The sequence below is a fragment of the Streptomyces hebeiensis genome (assembly GCF_052983195.1).
This window is the reverse complement of sequence record NZ_CM129812.1, coordinates 4631245-4649545: the sequence shown is the minus strand read 5'-3', so window position 1 is coordinate 4649545 and position 18301 is coordinate 4631245. Positions and strand designations below refer to the sequence as shown.

At 72.6% G+C, this 18301-nt stretch carries 11 protein-coding genes and 1 pseudogene; 4 read left to right on the top strand and 8 right to left on the bottom strand.

Annotation, left to right across the window (positions count from 1 at the left end; genetic code table 11):
• Nucleotides 1-396 precede the first annotated feature (396 nt).
• Nucleotides 397-708 (bottom strand): annotated as a pseudogene (locus tag ACU6P3_RS20075) (hypothetical protein); the annotation flags it as partial.
• Nucleotides 709-837: 129 nt separating this feature from the next.
• Nucleotides 838-1725, bottom strand: a complete 888-nt coding sequence (gene rsmI, locus ACU6P3_RS20070; RefSeq protein ID WP_447197975.1) for a 16S rRNA (cytidine(1402)-2'-O)-methyltransferase — start codon at nucleotides 1723-1725, stop codon at nucleotides 838-840.
• Between the two features lie 359 nt (nucleotides 1726-2084).
• Here rsmI and ACU6P3_RS20065 point away from each other — a divergent pair, with 359 nt between their 5' ends.
• Both ACU6P3_RS20065 and ACU6P3_RS20060 read left to right on the top strand, forming a co-directional pair.
• The gene (locus ACU6P3_RS20065) at nucleotides 2085-3806 is read left to right on the top strand and encodes a dolichyl-phosphate-mannose--protein mannosyltransferase (RefSeq protein WP_447193499.1); all 1722 of its coding nucleotides are present in this window, start codon (nucleotides 2085-2087) and stop codon (nucleotides 3804-3806) included.
• Nucleotides 3807-4036: 230 nt separating this feature from the next.
• The gene (locus tag ACU6P3_RS20060) at nucleotides 4037-5719 is read left to right on the top strand and encodes a penicillin-binding transpeptidase domain-containing protein (protein WP_447193498.1); all 1683 of its coding nucleotides are present in this window, start codon (nucleotides 4037-4039) and stop codon (nucleotides 5717-5719) included.
• A 272-nt stretch (nucleotides 5720-5991) separates the two neighbouring features.
• Here ACU6P3_RS20060 and ACU6P3_RS20055 read toward each other — a convergent pair whose 3' ends face one another.
• The 4 genes from ACU6P3_RS20055 to ACU6P3_RS20040 form a co-directional block, all read right to left on the bottom strand.
• A complete protein-coding gene (locus tag ACU6P3_RS20055) occupies nucleotides 5992-7320 on the bottom strand; it encodes a serine hydrolase domain-containing protein (RefSeq protein ID WP_447193497.1) in 1329 nt (442 codons plus the stop codon).
• Nucleotides 7321-7431: 111 nt separating this feature from the next.
• Nucleotides 7432-8235 carry an energy-coupling factor ABC transporter ATP-binding protein gene (locus ACU6P3_RS20050; protein WP_447193496.1) on the bottom strand — a complete coding sequence of 268 codons (804 nt, stop codon included), beginning with the start codon at nucleotides 8233-8235 and terminating at the stop codon, nucleotides 7432-7434.
• Nucleotides 8232-8993: a cobalt ECF transporter T component CbiQ gene (cbiQ, locus tag ACU6P3_RS20045; protein WP_447193495.1), complete on the bottom strand. Its 762-nt coding sequence runs from the start codon at nucleotides 8991-8993 to the stop codon at nucleotides 8232-8234. The genes ACU6P3_RS20050 and cbiQ overlap by 4 nt, the downstream gene beginning before the upstream one ends.
• Before the next feature lies 1 nt (nucleotide 8994).
• Nucleotides 8995-10287: an energy-coupling factor ABC transporter permease gene (locus ACU6P3_RS20040; RefSeq protein WP_447193494.1), complete on the bottom strand. Its 1293-nt coding sequence runs from the start codon at nucleotides 10285-10287 to the stop codon at nucleotides 8995-8997.
• A gap of 298 nt (nucleotides 10288-10585) precedes the next feature.
• Between ACU6P3_RS20040 and ACU6P3_RS20035 the strand changes: the two genes are divergently transcribed.
• Nucleotides 10586-11083: an SsgA family sporulation/cell division regulator gene (locus tag ACU6P3_RS20035; protein ID WP_447193493.1), complete on the top strand. Its 498-nt coding sequence runs from the start codon at nucleotides 10586-10588 to the stop codon at nucleotides 11081-11083.
• A gap of 75 nt (nucleotides 11084-11158) precedes the next feature.
• On the opposite strand, the gene ACU6P3_RS20030 is transcribed toward ACU6P3_RS20035, so the two are convergent.
• Complete coding sequence (locus ACU6P3_RS20030; RefSeq protein ID WP_447193492.1) at nucleotides 11159-13483, bottom strand: MMPL family transporter; 2325 nt, start codon at nucleotides 13481-13483, stop codon at nucleotides 11159-11161.
• A 247-nt stretch (nucleotides 13484-13730) separates the two neighbouring features.
• Nucleotides 13731-14303 (bottom strand): TetR/AcrR family transcriptional regulator, encoded by a 573-nt coding sequence (locus ACU6P3_RS20025; RefSeq protein ID WP_447193491.1) that lies wholly within the window; start codon nucleotides 14301-14303, stop codon nucleotides 13731-13733.
• Nucleotides 14304-14499: 196 nt separating this feature from the next.
• On the opposite strand from ACU6P3_RS20025, the gene ACU6P3_RS20020 reads away from it, so the two are divergent.
• Nucleotides 14500-18183 carry a S41 family peptidase gene (locus ACU6P3_RS20020; RefSeq protein WP_447193490.1) on the top strand — a complete coding sequence of 1228 codons (3684 nt, stop codon included), beginning with the start codon at nucleotides 14500-14502 and terminating at the stop codon, nucleotides 18181-18183.
• Nucleotides 18184-18301: the final 118 nt, after the last annotated feature.

Genomic DNA, 18301 nt, shown 5'->3' with positions numbered 1-18301 from the left:
GCGGCAGTTCGGCCGCCACGGCTCGGCGGCGGTGACTCAGCGGCGGTGCTGGAAGGGATGCAGCAGGTCGGACAGGTGCCACTGGTGATGCCCCCGGCCGCCCCCGCCCCGCTGGGCGTCCTGGCGTGAGTCGTCCTGGGCGCCCCGCCCGGCGTCGGTCCCGTTCCGGCCCGCGGCGCCGGGCGCCGTACCGCCCGCGCCGCCCGCCACGGTCGTACCGTTGCGCCCGTTCCTGCCCTTCGAGCCGTTCTTGCCTGTCGTGCCGTTCTTGCCTGTCGTGCCGTTCTTGCCTGTCGTGCCGTTCTTGCCTGTCGTGCCGCTCCGGACGCTCCACACGCCGCCGAAGGGCCCGGTCGGGCTGACGGGTATCTCGTCCACCGCTCCGGCGGCCCCGCCCTCGGCCCCCTGCGCGGGCACCGGTCCGCCCGCGAGCCCGGCGGGGTGGTCGGTGATGCCCATCAGCGCCCGCACGGACGAGACGCGCCCGGAGCGCATGATGCGCACGACGTGCCCCCCGCAGTTGCCGCACGTCGGGCTCGACAGCGGTGAGGGCACCCGCACGCCACCCGACTTGTACACAACGAAATTCTGGCCCGAGCCGTCGACGAAGTGCTCTATGTCATAGGCCGACTCCCAGCCGTGCCCGCAACGCATGCAGCAAAAGGCATACGCCTCGTGGGCCACGCCCGTGCCCGCGGTGTCACTCATGCCAGCTCCTCTCCACCCACCAAGTGGACGCCTCTGCCGGCGGGAGCGCATCAGCCCCTGTCGATAAATGGAGTGGTTTTGGTGTTTCTCATGCTCTGCCAGACCGGTACCCGGTCTGGCCTTTGCATTTCACGATAGTCCTTTGCCGTTCGCGGAGGCCGCGCGTGCGGCGTTCTTTGACGCGACCACAGCGTCGAACACCTCGCGCTTGGGCACGCCCGCCTCGGCGGCGACCGCGGCGATGGCCTCCTTGCGCCGCTCCCCCGCCTCCTCCCGGTCGCGGACCCGGCGCACCAGTTCCGCCGGATCCAGCTCCCCGGGGCCGGCCTCGGGCGCGCCGGACACGACGACGGTGATCTCGCCGCGCACGCCGTCGGCCGCCCAGTCCGCCAGCTCGCCGAGGCCGCCGCGCTTGACCTCCTCGTACGTCTTGGTCAGCTCGCGGCAGACGGCGGCGCGCCGGTCCGCGCCGAAGACCTCGGCCATCGCGGCCAGCGTGGCGTCGAGCCGGCGGGGGGACTCGAAGTAGACGAGCGTGCGCCGCTCGCCCGCCGCCTCCCGCAGCCGGGCGAGCCGCTCGCCCGGCTTGCGCGGCAGGAAACCCTCGAAGCAGAAGCGGTCCACGGGCAGACCGGAGAGCGCGAGCGCGGTCAGAACGGCGGAGGGGCCGGGGACGGCGGTGACCCGGATACCGCGCTCGACGGCCGCCGCCACCAGCCGGTAGCCGGGGTCGGAGACGGACGGCATGCCCGCGTCCGTCACGAGCAGCACCCGCGCCCCGCCCACCAGTGCCTCGACCAGCTCGGGCGTCCTGGCGGACTCGTTGCCCTCGAAGTACGACACGATCCGGCCACGGGTGTGCGCCTGGAGCGCCTGGGTCAGCCGGCGCAGCCGCCGGGTGTCCTCGGCGGCGATCACGTCGGCGTTCGCCAGTTCGGTGACGAGCCGGGGCGGCGCGTCCGCGACGTCGCCGATGGGGGTCCCGGCGAGGACGAGGGTTCCCACCTCGACGCCCATATCGGCGCCCATATGGGTGCCCACGTCGGCGCCCACGTCGGCGCCCATATCGGCGTCCACGTCGGCGTCCGTTCCGGCGCCCGCGTCGGCGTCCGTTTCGACCCCCGTGCCGGTGTCCGTGCCGGTGTCCGTGCCGCCGCTCGTCTCAGCGCCCGCCTCAGCGCTGACGTCAGCGCTCGCGTCCGTGCCCGTATCGGTTTCCGCGTCAGTGCCCGTGTGGGTGCCAGTGCCAGTCACATCCGCCATCCTCGCAGGGCGCGGCCGCACGGCGTGGCGCGCGGGGCGCGGGTGCCCGTGGGCCGTCGCCCTCATCCGGCGCGAGGCGCCCGCCGCACAGCCTCGTTCCCTACGATGGCGCGGTGACCAGTACTGCGCCAGAAGCCCTCCAGGGGCACGACGCCGGCGACACACCACCCTCCTGGCCCCAGCGGCTGCGCCGGTTCGGCCATGTGCCCCGGCCCGTCATCGGGCTCCGCGAGCGGCTGGTACCGCCGTACACCCGCCCCTCCGACAGGCTGTGGGCGGTGCTCGCCGTACCGCCCGCCCTGGCGGCGCGGCTGGTCCGCTGGTCGGCGTGGGGCGGCCCGCTGCTCGTGGCGCTCGTCGCGGGGCTGCTGCGGTTCTGGAACCTGGGCAACCCCAAGGCGGTGATATTCGACGAGACGTACTACGCGAAGGACGCGTGGGCGCTCGTCAACCAGGGGTACGAGGGCAGCTGGCCCAAAGACGTCGACAAGGCGATCCTGAAGGACCCCTCCTCGGTACCCGTGCCGACGGACCCCGGCTATGTCGTGCATCCGCCGATGGGTAAATGGGTCATCGGTATCGGCGAGCAGATCTTCGGCTTCACACCGTTCGGCTGGCGCTTCATGGTCGCGGCGCTCGGCACGCTGTCGGTGCTGATGCTGTGCCGGATCGGACGCAGGCTGTTCCGCTCGACCTTCCTGGGCTGCCTGGCGGGCGCGCTGCTCGCCGTGGACGGGCTGCACTTCGTGATGAGCAGGACCGCGCTGCTCGACCTGGTGCTGATGTTCTTCGTGCTGGCCGCGTTCGGCTGTCTGCTGATCGACCGGGACCGCGCCCGGCAGCGGCTGGCGGCGGCGCTCCCGGAGGACGAGGAGGGCGTGCTGCGCCCGGACGACTCGGTGGCCGGGACGCTGCGCCTGGGGTGGCGGCCCTGGCGGCTCGCGGCCGGCCTGATGCTGGGGCTGGCGCTCGCCACGAAGTGGAACGGTCTCTACATCCTGGCCGCGTTCGGGCTGATGACCGTTCTCTGGGACGTCGGCGCGCGCCGGACGGCGGGCGCGGTCCGGCCGTACCTGGCGGTGCTCAAGCGCGACCTCCTGCCGGCGTTCGTCTCGACGGTGCCGGTTGCGGTGGTCACGTACGCCGCGTCGTGGACCGGCTGGATCGTCACCGGCAAGGGCTACTTCCGCGACTGGGCGGAGACCCAGGGCAAGGGCGGCTACTTCACCTGGCTGCCGGACTGGCTGCGCAGCCTGTGGCACTACGAGAACGAGGTCTACGACTTCCACATCAACCTGACCTCCGGTCACACCTACCAGTCGAACCCGTGGAGCTGGATCGTCCTGGGCCGCCCGGTCTCGTACTTCTACGAGGACCCGCCGGCGGGCAAGGACGGGTGCCCGGCCTCGACGCCCGGCGGGTGCGCCCGCGAGGTCCTGGCGATCGGCACCCCGTTGCTGTGGTGGGCGGCGGCGTTCGCGCTCCTGTACGTCCTGTGGCGGTGGTTCTTCCGGCGCGACTGGCGCGCGGGCGCGATCGCGTGCGGGGTGGCGGCGGGCTGGCTGCCGTGGTTCATGTACCAGGAGCGGACGATCTTCCTCTTCTACGCGGTCGTGTTCGTGCCGTTCCTCTGCCTGGCGGTGGCCATGATGATCGGCGCCATGGTCGGCCCGGCGGGCTCGGACGAGAGACGCAGGACGGCGGGCGCGGTCGGCGCGGGTGTGCTGGTGCTGCTGATCGCGTGGAACTTCATCTACTTCTGGCCGCTGTACACGGGCACCCCGATCCCGATCGACTCCTGGCGCTCCCGGATGTGGTTCGACACCTGGGTGTAGGAAATGCGGGTGCGGCGAATGCGGGTGGCGAACGTGGGTGTCGCGAACGTGGGTGCGGCGACCGGACCGCGCCCCTGGCCCGTGGCGCCCGTCCCGGTCCTGTAACGCTCTTCACCCGCGCCCGTGGTCGTCCCGTAGAGTGCGGCCCGTCGACTGATTCCCTTGAACGTGTTCAGAGATTCGAGGAGGGGGGCTCCTGCCAAAGGGGTTCCCGGGAGGGGGCCGCACAGATGCGCAGTGGAGCGAAGGTCGCCGTGATCGGCGGGGTGTTCGCGGTGGTCGCGGGCGGGGTGGGGTACGGCGCGTACACCTTCCTCGGCGGCGAATCGGGCATCACGGCCACGACGAAGAGCGAGGTCAGGACCGGGCCGCTGAGCGCGGCCGAGATAGACGAGGCCGCCAAGGGCTTCCTGACCGCGTGGGCGGACGGCACGGACGCGGCCGAGGTCGCGCAGCTGACCAACGACGCCGTCGCCGCCGGGCCGGTCATCAGCGGCTTCCGCGAGGAGGCCCACGTCCAGGACGCGGTGATCACTCCGGGGCCGGCGACGGGGACCACGGTGCCGTTCACCGTCAAGGCCACGGTGTCCTTCAAGGGGCAGAGCAAGCCCTGGAGTTACGAGTCGGAGCTGAAGGTCGTGCGCGGGGAGAGCACCGGCCGACCGCTGGTCGCCTGGTCGCCGTCCGTGGTCCATCCGAAGCTGACGGACAACTCCCGCCTGGTCACGGGCGAGGCGTCGAACCCGCCGATCAAGGCCGTGGACCGCTCGGGCGCGGAGCTGACGGCGGAGCAGTACCCCTCGCTCGCCCCGCTCCTGAGCGAGCTGCGGAAACGGTACGGCGACAAGGCGGGCGGCTCGGCGGGGATCGAGCTGGTGCTGAAGGGCGACAGCGGGGGCGAGAACGGCAGCGGGAGCGACGACGGCGCCGGCGACGCCTCGGCGGACGCGAAGGCCGGGGCGGTGGCCGACCAGACGCTGCTGACGCTCGCCGAGGGGAAGCCCGGCACGCTGGAGACGACGCTGGACGCGGGCGTGCAGGCGGCAGCCGAGAAGGCGGTGAAGAAGTACAGCGAGGCGTCGGCCGTGGCCGTCAAGCCCAGCACGGGCGAGATACTGGCGGTCGCCAACAACCGCAAGGACGGCTGGAACGCGGCGATGCTGGGCCGGCAGGCGCCCGGCTCCACGATGAAGGTGATGACGGCGGCGCTGCTGCTGGAGAAGGACCTGGTCGCGGCCGACAGGCCGGCCGAGTGCCCGAAGCAGGCGATGTACCAGGGCGCCACGTTCCAGAACCTGGACGGCTTCGACATCAAGGGCGGCACCTTCTCGCAGAGCTTCGCGCGCTCCTGCAACACCGCCTTCATCAAGCTGATCGACGACACGGGGGACGACGGCGCGCTGGCGAAGGAGGCGAAGGAGGTCTTCGGCATCGGCCTGAACTGGCAGACCGGGGTCCCCTCCTTCGACGGCAGCGTCCCGGCCGGTACCGGCAGCGAGGCCGCGGCGCAGTACATCGGCCAGGGCACGGTACAGATGAACGTCCTCAACCTGGCCTCGGTCACCGCCACCGCCAAGACCGGCTCGTTCAAGCAGCCGGTCATCGTGTCGCCTTCGCTGGACGACCGCGAGGTGGCGACCGCCTCGCGCTCGCTCGCGCCGGGCGTGACGGACCAACTGCGTTCCATGATGCGGCTGACCGCCACGAGCGGCACCGGCGCCAAGGCGATGTCCGGACTCGGCGGCGACAAGGGCGCGAAGACGGGCTCGGCGGAGGTGGACGGCCAGGAGACGTCCAACAGCTGGTTCACCGGGTACGAGGACGACCTCGCCGCGGCGGCGGTGGTCCAGTCCGGCGGCCACGGCGGCGACGCGGCCGGTCCGTTGGTGGCGGCGGTACTGGGCGCGGAGTGACGAGCACCCGCTCATACGTGCGGTTCTCCACCATGGCCGGTTGCCCGTAACCCAGGTGGGCCGTAGGGCCGGTTGATCGTACGCCCGCTCGCCCGCTCGCCCGTACGTCTGCTCGCCCGCTCGCCCGTTCACTCTCTTCGGGGGCGAGCGGGCTGTGGCGCTCCGGGCAGCCACCGTCCAGGGCGTGGATACCCGACCCCGGCACGGCCGCCGCGGCGCCGCGGCCCCGGCGGCTCACGCGGAGGAGCCGACTCGGATGGGCGGGCGGGGACTCAGGTGGCCGACACCACGCCCCGTACCGCCCGTACCAGCGCCTGCGCCCGCGGGTCCGCCGTAACTCCCCTGCGCATCCCGTTCGTCACGTAACCGAACGCGATCCCCGACTCCGGGTCCGCGAAGCCCAGGGAACCGCCGCGCCCCGGGTGCCCGAACGACCCCGGCCCCAGCAGCGGGGCCGCCGGGCCGTGCAGCATGAAGCCGAGGCCGAAGCGGGTGGAGACGACGAGGACGCGGTCCGGACCCGCCGACTCCTCCGTACGGGCCAGCGTCAGCGTCGCCGGGGCGAACAGCCGGTGGCCGTCCACCGGACCGATCATCGCCGCGTAGCAGCGCGCCAGCGCGCGGGCCGTCGATATGCCGCCGGAGCCCGGGAGTTCGGCGGCGCGGTAGGCCGGGTCGTTCTCGTCGGGCCGTGGCTGGATCACGTCGAACGCCCGCCGTGTCAGCGACTCCGGGTCCTGGTACGCCTGGGACACCGACCGCTTCGGGCGGAGCTTCAGCTCGCCCCCGGCCGGCGCGCCCGGCGTGACGTCCTCGATCCGCCCGATCCGGCCCACCCGGTGGGCTTCCTCGGCCGGCAGCCCGACCCAGAAGTCCAGGCCCAGCGGGCGGGCGATCTCCTCGGCGATCCAGCGGCCGATCCCCCGGCCGGTCACCCGCCGGACCAGTTCCGCGATCAGCCAGCTGTAGGTGTGGGCGTGGTAGCCGTGGTCGGTGCCCGGCTCCCAGGCGGGCAGCTGGGCCGCGAGCGCCCGGGCGCCCGTCTCGCCGTCGACGGCCTCGGCGGGGGTCAGCGACCGGTCCAGCACGGGCAGGCCCGCGCGGTGCGAGAGGAGATGGCGGACGAGGACCCGTTCCTTGCCCGCGGCCTTGAACTCCTGCCAGTACGTGCCCACCGGAGCGTCGAGGTCTATCTGCCCGCGCTGGTGCAGCAGGAGCGGTACGGCCGCGGCCACGCCCTTGGTGGCGGACCGTACGACCTGGGCCGTGTCGACCGCCCAGGGCGCCGCGTCCGCACCTGGCTCGCCCGAGCCCAAGCCCAAGCCCAAGCCCGAACCCGAACCCGAACCCGCGAGCGAGCCCCGTGCCTCCGCGCCCGTGCCCGCACCACCCGCCCCCGGCGCCTCCGTGCCCGACGCGTCCACCGGCCCCGGCCCGAACACGTCGCGTGTGCCCGCCCACAGGTCGACGACCTTCCGCCCGTCCCGGTACACGGCGACCGCCGCGCCGCGTTCACCGAGCCGTTCGAAGTTCCGTACGAATGCGTCCCTGACCGGCTCGAAGCCCGCCGCCACCGTGCCCTGGACGTCCACGTCCGTCATCCCGCCCGTCATTCTCACGTCGATCCCGCGTCGTTCCGGCGCCGTTCCCGCGCGGTTCCCCGCGCCCGTCGTGCCGGGCGCCGCGTACCGCCTGTCGTGCGCGCACTCCTTCTATGGTGCAGTGCGGCGCGGCGACACAGAACGCGGGTCAAAACCGAACGGCAGCTCCAACCGGTGTGCCGCCATCAGTTCCCCGTCGGACAGCAGTTCCGGCGTGGGCCCGTCCGCGGCGATGACGCCCTCGCTGAGGACGACCGCGCGCGGGCAGAGTTCGAGCGCGTAGGGCAGGTCGTGCGTGACCATGAGCACGGTGATGTCCAGCGAGAGCAGGAGATCGGCCAGTTCGCGCCGGGAGGCCGGGTCCAGGTTGGACGACGGCTCGTCCAGTACGAGGATCTCGGGCTCCATCACGAGGACGGTCGCCACCGCGACCCGGCGCCGCTGTCCGAACGACAGGTGGTGGGGCGGCCGGTCCGCGTACTCCGCCATGCCGACCTGGTCGAGCGCCGCGCCGACCCGGGCCGCCAGTTCCGGGCCGCGGATCCCGGCAGCCGCCGGACCGAAGGCCACGTCCTCCCGTACGGTCGGCATGAAGAGCTGGTCGTCCGGGTCCTGGAAGACGATGCCGACGCGGCGCCTGATCTCGGCGAGGTGACGTTTCGCCACCGGCAGTCCGGCGATCGCGACCGATCCGGCGCCGGGCTCGAGGATCCCGTTCAGATGCAGGACGAGCGTGGTCTTGCCGGCCCCGTTGGGGCCGAGCAGCGCCACCCGCTCGCCGCGCTCCACGGTGAGGTCGACGCCGTACAGCGCCTGATGGCCGTCGGGATAGGCGTACGCGAGCCCACTGACCTCCAGGGACGCGGGCGGCGGCGGGGGTTCGGCGGACGAACGGGCGGCGGTGGCGGCAGTCATAGGAGCCAGCCAAGCAGACAGACCGCGAGCGCCGTCAGCGGGAGCGCGCCCGCGTACGCCCACTGCGCCCGGCTCGCGGTCGCCTCCTCGATGACCGGCATCGCGCCCGCGTAGCCCCGGCTCACCATCGCCAGGTGCACGCGCTCCCCGCGCTCGTACGACCGGATGAACAGCGCGCCGGCGGTCTTGGCCAGCACGCCCCAGTGCCGTACGCCCCGGGCCTCGAAGCCGCGCGAGCGCCGCGCGACGGACATCCGGCGCATCTCGTCGGTGATGACATCGCCGTACCGGATCATGAAGGAGGCGATCTGCACCAGCAGCGGCGGCAGCCTGAGCCGCTGGAGACCGAGCAGGAGCGAGCGCAGTTCGGTCGTGGCGGCGAGGAGGACGGACGCGGCGACGCCGAGGGAGCCCTTGGCCAGGACGTTCCAGGCGTCCCAGAGCCCCGGCACGCTCAGCGGCACCCCCAGGAACCGCACCTCGGGCCCCGGGACCACGAACGGCATCAGGAACGCGAAGGCCACGAACGGCACCTCGATCAGCATCCGCCGCAGCAGGAAGGAGAACGGTGTGCGGGCCACCGCCGCGACGGCCGCCAGCAGCGCCGCGTAGAGCGCGAACGCCCAGACCGCCGTGCGTGGGGTGGAGACCACCACGACGACGAAGCACAGGACGGCGGCGAGCTTGCAGTGCGGGGGCAGGGTGTGGACGGACGAGTTCCCGGGCCGGTGGAGCCGGTGGGCGTGACCCGCGCCCACCTCAGCCCCGCTCGCCGGGCACGGCACGGCCGGTGGCATCGGCGCGCCCGGCCCCGGAATCGGCGGAGTCGCCGGAACCGCCGGATCCACCAGACCCACCAGACCCACCGAAGTTACCGGAGCCAGCGGAGCCGCCGGGCCCACCGGTCCCGGTGGCGGAGGCGGCCCGGCCAACGGCACCGGCGGCGGACGTACGACGCCGGCGCACCGCCCAGAACACCCCGCTGCCGACCACGACCGTGGCCCCCACCCCGATCGCGCCCGCGAGCCCGCCGGACAGCCTGGCGTCGGCGACGTCCCGTACCCCGTAGTCGGCGAGCGGTGAGTCGGCGGCGTGGTGCGGCTCCGCCTTCTTGTCGATGCCCTGGTCGGCGGCGACCTTCTCCAGGCCGTCGGGGCTGGCCGAGGCGTAGAAGGAGACGAAGCCGGCCAGGACGAGGGCGGTGACCAGGCCGGTCACCCAGACCGTCCGGTTGGAGCGGGCACCCGCCGGTCCCCCGGACGCCGCGAGGGGCCCGGACCCCGTCACCGTGGCGGCCGCCGGGTCTGCCGTCACCGTGGCGGCCGCCGAGGAGGCTGCCGTCGGGGCCGACGCCACGTCGACCAGTTCACCGCGGGGACCGCCGACCCGGAGCTTCAGCGGCGCCGTCAGCCCCCGCGCCCCGTACACCAGGTCGGGCCGTACGGCGATCACGGCACCCACCGTCAGCGCGGTGATCGCGGCCTCCCCGACACCGATCAGCACGTGGACCCCCACCATGGCGGTCAGCACCTTGCCGATCGGGAGGTCCGTGGTGCCGCCGACCGCGTAGATCAGCGTGAAGGCGAGGGCCGACGCCGGTACGGAGACCAGGGCGGCCACGAACGACGAGACCGTCACCGAGCGGCGGGTGCGCGGCAGGACCCGTACCAGGCCCCGGAAGAGCGCGTACGAGACGACGGTCGTCACCACGGCCATGTCGGTGATGTTCACGCCGAGCGCGGTCAGCCCGCCGTCCGCGAAGAGGATGCCCTGCATCAACAGGACGACGGAGACGCACAGGACCCCGGTGTACGGGCCGACGAGCACCGCCGCCAGCGCCCCGCCCAGCAGATGGCCGCTGGTCCCGGCCGCGACCGGGAAGTTCAGCATCTGCGCGGCGAAGACGAAGGCGGCGACCAGCCCGGCGAGCGGCGCGGTGCGCTCGTCCAGCTCCCGGCGCGCGCCGCGCAGGGCGACCGCGACGGCGCCCGCGGCGACGACACCGGTGGCGGCCGACACGGGCACGTCGATGAATCCGTCGGGGACATGCATACGAAGGCTCCGCTTCCTGGGCTGGGACGAGGTGCAGGGCGTACCGACAGGGCCGTTCGATGATGAGCTTCTTGCGAATGATGCGCAAGAGCGTGCCGAACGCGCACGATTCACGTCCACACCCATGCCCACGCTGACCGCCGGGACCGGAACGACCGGGAGGGCCTGGACGGCCGAGCCGACCGGGACCAGCGCATGCGCAACCGAACAGGTTATGGATAAATCGACATAAATTGCACCCTTGAGGGGCATGTGACCGTTGAGGTCACCGAGGACGAGGATGCCAAGGAGCGTGCCGATGTCTCCTACCGTCGAGCAGCCCGCGAAAGTCCGTCTCATCACAGACGCCCCTTGGCCCCGAACCGTCTCCGTGCTCCTGCGCTACGACGGCGAGGACCCGCTGGCCCTGCGGATCGTGTTCCCTCCGGAAGTCTCGCTCGACCAGGACGAGGTGGTCTGGGCCTTCGCCCGCGATCTCCTCGAGGCCGGCCTGCGGCTGCCGTGCGGCGACGGCGACGTCCAGGTGTGGCCGTGCGGCCGGGCGCAGACCGTCGTCGAGTTCCACTCGCCGGACGGGGTGGCGGTGGTCCAGTTCGACTCGGCGCCGCTGCGGCGGTTCCTGCGGAGCTGCTACGCGATGGCTCCGGCCAGAGCCGAGAGCGAGGCCGGAGCCGGAGCCGGAGCCACAGAAGTATCGGGAGCCGGAATCGACACCCACGCCGACGTGGACGCCGACGAGGCAGCGACGCCGAAGGCCGGCCACTCCACTCGAGCGGCGGCCTCCGGCGTCGGCTGACCGGCACATCCGGAGAGCGGCCGGCCGGGAACCGGTAATCCGGAAACCGGCCGGCCGGTCGTAAGACCTCCGCCCCTACGCCCGGATCAGCTCACGCTCCCCGCCCGGGCCGCCGTCCGAGCCGCCGTCGTTCCCGGCCCCCTCGGACGCGTCACCGAGGTGCTTGCGCAGGGCCTCGCCCTCGACGTCCATGTTCGGCAGCGCCCGGTCCAGCCAACGCGGCAGCCACCACGCCTTGTGTCCGAGCAGCGCGAGCACGGCGGGCACGATGGCCATCCGGACCACGAAGGCGTCGAAGAAGACCGCGATCGCCAGCCCGAAGCCGATCATCTTGATCATCGATTCGCTGGAGCCGATGAAGCCCGCGAAGACGGCCATCATGATGACCGCGGCGGCCGTGACCACCCGAGCGCCGTGCCGGAAGCCGGTGACGATCGCCTCGCCGGGCCGCTCGCCGTGGACGTACGCCTCACGCATCCGCGTGACCAGGAAGACCTCGTAGTCCATGGCCAGGCCGAAGACGACACCCACCATGAAGATCGGCATCATCGACATCACCGGGCCGGTCTGCTCGACCCCGAACAGCCCGCCCAGCCAGCCCCACTGGAACACCGCGACGACCGCGCCGAGGGCGGCGACGACGGAGAGCAGGAAGCCGAGCGCGGCCTTCAGCGGCACCAGCACGGACCGGAACACCAGGATCAGCAGCAGGAACGCGAGGCCGACGACGAGCGCCAGGTACGGGATCAGCGCGTCGTTCATCTTCTCGGAGAAGTCGATGTTCATCGCGGTGGCGCCGGTGACGAGCACCGTCGCGCCGTCGTCCGCCGCGATCTCGCCGCCCGTGTCCCGGATGGAGTGGACGAGGTCCTCCGTCGCGACCGAGGAGGGCCGCTCCTTCGGTATGACGGTGACGGTCGCCGTGTCGCCGGACTTGTCGAGGGTGGCGGGGGTGACGGCGACGACACCGTCCATCTTCTCGACGGAGTCCGTCAGCCGGGCGGCCGCCGCCTTGGCGTTGTGCTCGGCCTTGCCGTCGACGACGACCATCAGCGGCCCGTTGAAGCCGGGGCCGAAGCCGTCGGAGAGCAGGTCGTACGCCTTGCGCTGGGTGGTGCTCGTCGGCTGCGAACCGTCGTCCGGCAGCCCCATCTCCAGGGAGGCGGTGGGCACGGCGACGGCGCCGAGCGCGACCACGGCCGTAACCAGGACGGCGACGGGACGGCGCAGCACGAAACGGGCCCAGCGGGTGCCCATGTTGGGCTTCGCCCCGGCCCGGGCGCGGCCCGCACCGGCCTCGCCGCCGCTCTCCACGGCTGCCGTGCGGGCGGCGTTCTCGGCTCCCGCGGTCCTGCCGGCCTCATCGGCCTCATCGGCCTTACGGGCCTTGCGGCCGTGGATCCGCTTGCCGACGAAGCCAAGACCCGCCGGGATGAGGGTGAGCGCGATGAGGACGGCGATCACGACCGTGCCGGCCGCCGCGAGGCCCATCTTGGTCAGCATGGGGATGTTGACGACGGAGAGGCCGACAAGCGCGATCACGACCGTGAGCCCGGCGAACACCACGGCGGACCCGGCCGTGCCCACGGCCCGGCCGGCCGCCTCCTCGCGCTCCCGGCCCTCGGCCAGTTCGGCCCGGTAGCGCGAGACGATGAAGAGCGCGTAGTCGATGCCGACCGCCAGTCCGATCATCATGGCGAGGATCGAGGTGGTGGAACCGAGGTCGAGGACCGTGCCGAGCGCGGTGATCGTGGAGACTCCGACGCCGACCCCGATCAGCGCGGTGATCAGCGGCAGCCCGGCCGCGACCAGCGACCCGAAGGTGATGACGAGCACGATCGCGGCGACGACGACCCCGATGACCTCGGTGGTGCCGGTCTCCGGCATCACCTGGAGCGCGTCACCGCCGATCTCGACGGTCATCCCCCTGTCACGGGCGTCCCCGCCCGTGTCCTCCAGGGCCGTCCGGGTCTCGTCGGTCAGCTCCATCGAGCTGACCTTGTACGAGACCTGGATGTACGCGGTCGAGCCGTCCCTGGAGACGGCCTGCGCCTGGTACGGGTCCGTCACCGAGGCCACCTGCGGCGACCCGGACGACAGCTCGTCCACGATCTCGCGCACCTCGGCCTTGTGGGCGGCGTCGGTCATCTTCTCGCCCTCGGGCGCCTTGAAGACGACCCGGGCGGTGGCGCCGTCGGCACTGGCACCCGGGAAACGTTCCTCCAGCAGATCGAAGGCGCGCTGGGCCTCCGTGCCGGGGATGGAGAACGAACTGGAGGTGGCGGTGGACGCGGTCGCCGCGCCCACCCCGGCGAGCGCGAGCAGCGCCACCCATATCAGTGCGACGAAGCGGCGGCGCCGGAAGGCGAGCCGTCCGAGCTTGTAGAGAAACGTGGCCACGAGGACGTACTCCCGGTGTGGTCGGTACGGAAACGGGACATGGGGAGCCGACCCGACGGCGAGAGCGGAACGCGTCAGGTGGTGCGGTGCGCACGGCGAACACGCGTGGGGGCGCGAGGGCCGGTGCGGGGTTCGGGTTCGGGTTGCGGATACGGGGTCCGGGGCGCCGTCACGGGGTCGGGGGCGCCGTCACGGGGTCGGGGGCGCCGTCACGGGGTGCGGGCGCCGCCCCCGTGCGGAAGCCGGATCAGACGCCGAGGGTGGGGAGCACCACGGCGTTGACGTAGGCGAGGAAGAAGCTCCGGCTGACGGGTCTGTCCTCGATCAGCGGCCGCGCGACGAACGCGCCGATGAGCATGTGCGGGACGTACTCGATGGCCGGGTGGTCCCGGGGCAGTTCGCCCCGCTCGACGGCACGCAGCATGATCGCGCGCAGGTGGTTGAGCTCGGGTTCGATGAGCAGTTCGCGCAGCGCCTGGAGCAGTTCCGGGTTCTCGTTGGCGACATGGACGAGACTCCGCAGCAGAGCGGTGTCCTTCTCGATCTGGCAGTCGTCGATGATCTCCGTGAACGCGAGGAAGTCGCCGCGCAGGCTTCCGGTGTCGACATCGAGGTCGCCGCCGGGCTTGTTGGAGCGCAGGGCCCGGGCGACCAGCTTCGGCTTGCCGCCCCACTGCCGGTAGAGGGTGGCCTTGCTGGAGCGCGTACGGGTGGCGACAGCGTCCATGGTCAACGCGTCGTACCCGACTTCCCGCAGCAGGTCGAGCACGGCGCCGTAGAGCTCGGCCTCGCGCTCGGGGGTGAGCCTGCTGCGTGCCATGACGGACCTCCTGTGTGACGGCGCGGCCCCGCGGGACCGCCGAACACCGGAACGAAACTGTTTCGTACTGTTCCCGTACAACGATAATCCCGGCGCCGGCGAAACGAACCAGTTTCGCTTGTGCCGTGTACCACAGCCCTGGGCGCAGGCACGGAAAACACCGTCCCGGAGGCGAACCGCGCGCCGAAAGGGGAGCATGGGCGGGGTGAGTGACGACGTCGCGTACCTACGCTTCCCGCACCTGCACGACGACCTGCTGTGCTTCGCCGCCGAGGACGACCTCTGGATCGCCCCCCTCACCGCGCCCGGCGGGCGGCCCGAACGGGCCTGGCGGATCACCGTCGACCGGACCAGGATCGGGCATCCCCGCTTCTCGCCGGACGGGCGCCACATCGCCTATACGAACTGGCGCAGCCTCGACCCGGAGATCCACCTCGCCCCCGTCCACGGCGGCGCCGTGCGCCGGCTGACCTACTGGGGGGCCACCGACACCCGCGTCTGCGGCTGGACGCCGCCGGACGAGGACGGCCGGTCCCAGATCCTCGCGGTCTCCTCGCACGGCCGGCCCTTCTCGTACTTCGCCTGGGCCTATGCCCTGCCCACCGACGGCTCCCCCGGCAGCGCGCTGCCCTGGGGGCCGGTGTCGGACATCGCCGTCGCGGACGTCGAGGGCGAGCACCGCACGCTCCTGCTCACCGGCAAGCCCCCGCACGAGCCCGCGTCCTGGAAGCGCTACCGGGGCGGTGCGACCGGCCGGCTCTGGCTGCACGGGCAGCGGCTGCTCGCGGACATCGGCGGCCACCTGGACTCCCCGATGTTCGTCTCGGGGCGCATCGCCTTCCTCTCCGACCACGAGGGTGTGGGCAACCTCTACTCCTGCCTCCCCGACGGCACGGACCTGCGCCGCCACACCGACCACGACGCCTTCTACGCCCGCCACGCCTCCTCCGACGGGCGCCGGGTCGTCTACCAGTGCGCGGGCGAGATATGGCTGGTCGACGCGCTGACCCCGGACTCGGAGCCGCGCAGGCTGGACATACGGCTCGGCGGGCAGCGCACGGGCCGGCGCGGCTACCAGATCCCCGCGGCCGGGCACGTCGACGGGATATCCGTGGACATGACGGGGCGGGCCAGCGCGGTCAACGTGCGCGGCAGCCTGTACTGGCTCACGCACCGCGACGGCCCCGCCCGCACGATCGCGGACACGCCGGGCGTACGGGTCCGCTTCCCCGTGATGCTGGGCAGCGGCGGAGAGGTCGCGTACATCACCGACGCGGACGGCGAGGACGCGATCGAGATCGCGTACCTGCCCCGGGCGAGCGGCGACCGGCAGCCCCGGCGGCTGGCGTCCGGCCGGCTGGGGCGTGTCGAGGAGATGGTGGCGGACCCGGACGGCGAACGGATCGCTATCGCCACGCACGACGGCAGGCTGCTGCTGATAGACGTGGCGGACCTCGACGAGGAAGAGGAAACAGAAGAGGCTGAAGAAGCGGAAGAGGCCGAGGCGGAGGCGGGTGCGGAAACGGGAACGACGGCCGAGGCGCCACCGGCCGACACCGAAACCGCCGAAGGCCCCGAAACCGCCGAGGCCCCCGAGGTCACCGAGGCCCTCGGGGCGACAGAGAGTCCCGAGGCAGCGGAGGGGACAAAGGCAGCAGAGGCGACCGAGACGGCCGAGACCGCCGAGCCCAACGAATCCTCCCGGCCGCCCGCGTCATCCCGGACACCGGCATCCGGGCCGTCGGACACACCCCAGCCGTCCGCCGCGTCCGACACGCCCCAACCGCCGGACACCGCTCAGCCCTCCGACACCTCCGACACTTCCGGCACTTCCGGCACGCCCGAGCCACCCGACTCACCCGCCATCACCGAACTCATCCGCTCCATCAACGGCCCCGTCGCCGACCTCGCCTTCTCCCCCGACGGCGAATGGCTCGCCTGGTCCCACCCCGGCGTCGGCCGCTCCCTCCGCCAGATCAAGCTCGCCAAGATCGCGGGCAGCTTCGCCCGTACGGTCGTCGACGTCACCAACGGCCGCTTCGAGGACGAGAACCCGGTCTTCACCAGCGACGGCCGCTATCTCGCCTTCCTCTCCTGGCGCGGCTTCGACCCGGTGTACGACGTGCACACCGGCGACCTCTCCTTCCCCCTGGGCTGCCGTCCGTACCTCGTGCCCCTCTCCTCCGCCACCCCGTCCCCCTTCGCCCTGCTGCCGGACGGCAGGCCCGCGGCCGGCGGGCTCGACCCGGACGTCGGGAACTCCGGCGACGGTACGGTCACGGTCGAGGTCGAGGGCCTGCCCGAGCGGGTCACCCCGTTCCCCGTCACCGCGTCCAAGCACTCGGCCCTGCACCCGGTCAGCGGTGGCGGCCTGGTCTGGCTGCGCTGGCCCATTTCGGGCGCGCTCGGGGAGACGTTCGCCAACCCCGCCGACATGTCCGGCCGCCCCACCCTCGAACACTTCGACATCGTGAAGGCGCGCAAGAGCGAACTGGTCGGGCATCTCGACTGGTTCGCGGCGAGCGGTGACGGCTCCCGGCTGGTGGTCGTGGACGACGGCGAACTGCGCGCCGTACCCGCGACCGAGCCCGGTGACGGCGACTCCACCGTCCATCTCGACCTGCGCCGGATCCTGCACGACGTCGATCCCGAGGCCGAGTGGCGGCAGGCGTACGAGGAAGCCGGCCGGCTCATCCGCGCCTACTTCTGGGAGCCGGAGATGTGCGGCATCGACTGGGACGCGATCCTCGCCCAGTACCGGCCGCTGGTCGAGCGCGTCGCCTCCCCCGACGAGTTCGCCGACCTGCTCCGCGAGGTCCTCGGCGAACTGGGCACGTCCCACGCGTACGTCACGCCCGCGCGCCGGGACGAGGGCCCGCCGCACTACCAGCGGCCCATCGGCCTGCTCGGCGCCAACCTGGTCTGCCGGGACGGCGAGTGGCTCGTCAAGCGCATCCTGCCCGGGGAGTCCTCCGACTCCAAGGCCCGCTCGCCGCTGGCCGGTACGGGCATCCGCGAGGGTGCCGTCCTCACCCATGTGGACGGCCGGCCCGTCGACCCGGTCGCCGGCCCCTTCCCACTGCTCGCCGCCGCCGGGGGCACCACCGTCGAGCTGACCTTCCGCCCCGCCGGCCGCAAGGGCGGCGCCCGCCGGGTCGCCGTAGTCCCCCTCATCGACGAACGGCCGCTGCGCTACCAGGACTGGGTCGCCAAACGCCGGGAGGTCGTCCGGGAGATCAGCGGCGGCCGGTGCGGCTATCTGCACATCCCCGACATGGGCGGCTCCGGCTGGGCCCAGTTCAACCGTGACCTGCGGCTGGAGGTCTCGCGCCCCGCGCTGATCGTGGACGTACGGGGCAACGCGGGCGGCCACATCAGCGAACTGGTCGTGGAGAAGCTCACCCGGCGCATCATCGGCTGGGACCTGACCCGCGACGCCCAGCCCGTCAGCTACGCCTCCAACGCGCCGCGGGGCCCGATCGTCGCGCTCGCCGACGAGGCGACCTCCTCCGACGGCGACATGATCACCGCGGCCTTCCGGCTGCTGAAGCTGGGCCCGGTGGTCGGCCAGCGCACCTGGGGCGGGGTCGTCGGCATCACGGGCCGGCACCGCCTGGTCGACGGCACGGTCATCACGGTCCCGATGAACGCGGCCTGGTTCGACGCGTACGGCTGGTCCGTGGAGAACCACGGCGTGGAGCCGGACATCGAGGCCCTGCGCACACCGCTGGACTGGGCGGAGGGCCGGCACGCACAGCTCGACGACGCGGTGTGGGCGGCGCTGGACCTGCTGGCGGCCGAGCCGGCGGCGGCCCCGCCGGGCTACGGAGCCGTCCCGGACCTGCGCCGCCCGGGACTGCCGCCCCGCAAGACCGACTGAGGGCGAGGCAGGCCGCCAAGGACGGACGGCGTACGCGAGTGGCGCGCCCGGAAGACGCCGGGTGCGCCACTCACCTGCCCGGGCTCGACCGCCCGTGCTCGACTGCCTGTGCTCGACG

Bases quoted from the DNA above. Each gene is read 5' to 3' on its own strand.
- ACU6P3_RS20055 (WP_447193497.1), bottom strand. From the start codon at position 7,320: ATGACGGACGTGGACGTCCAGGGCACGGTGGCGGCGGGCTTCGAGCCG.
- ACU6P3_RS20025 (WP_447193491.1), bottom strand. From the start codon at position 14,303: ATGGCACGCAGCAGGCTCACCCCCGAGCGCGAGGCCGAGCTCTACGGC.
- ACU6P3_RS20020 (WP_447193490.1), top strand. From the start codon at position 14,500: ATGGGCGGGGTGAGTGACGACGTCGCGTACCTACGCTTCCCGCACCTG.
- rsmI (WP_447197975.1), bottom strand. From the start codon at position 1,725: ATGGGCGTCGAGGTGGGAACCCTCGTCCTCGCCGGGACCCCCATCGGC.
- ACU6P3_RS20035 (WP_447193493.1), top strand. From the start codon at position 10,586: ATGTCTCCTACCGTCGAGCAGCCCGCGAAAGTCCGTCTCATCACAGAC.
- ACU6P3_RS20040 (WP_447193494.1), bottom strand. From the start codon at position 10,287: ATGCATGTCCCCGACGGATTCATCGACGTGCCCGTGTCGGCCGCCACC.
- ACU6P3_RS20050 (WP_447193496.1), bottom strand. From the start codon at position 8,235: ATGACTGCCGCCACCGCCGCCCGTTCGTCCGCCGAACCCCCGCCGCCG.
- ACU6P3_RS20060 (WP_447193498.1), top strand. From the start codon at position 4,037: ATGCGCAGTGGAGCGAAGGTCGCCGTGATCGGCGGGGTGTTCGCGGTG.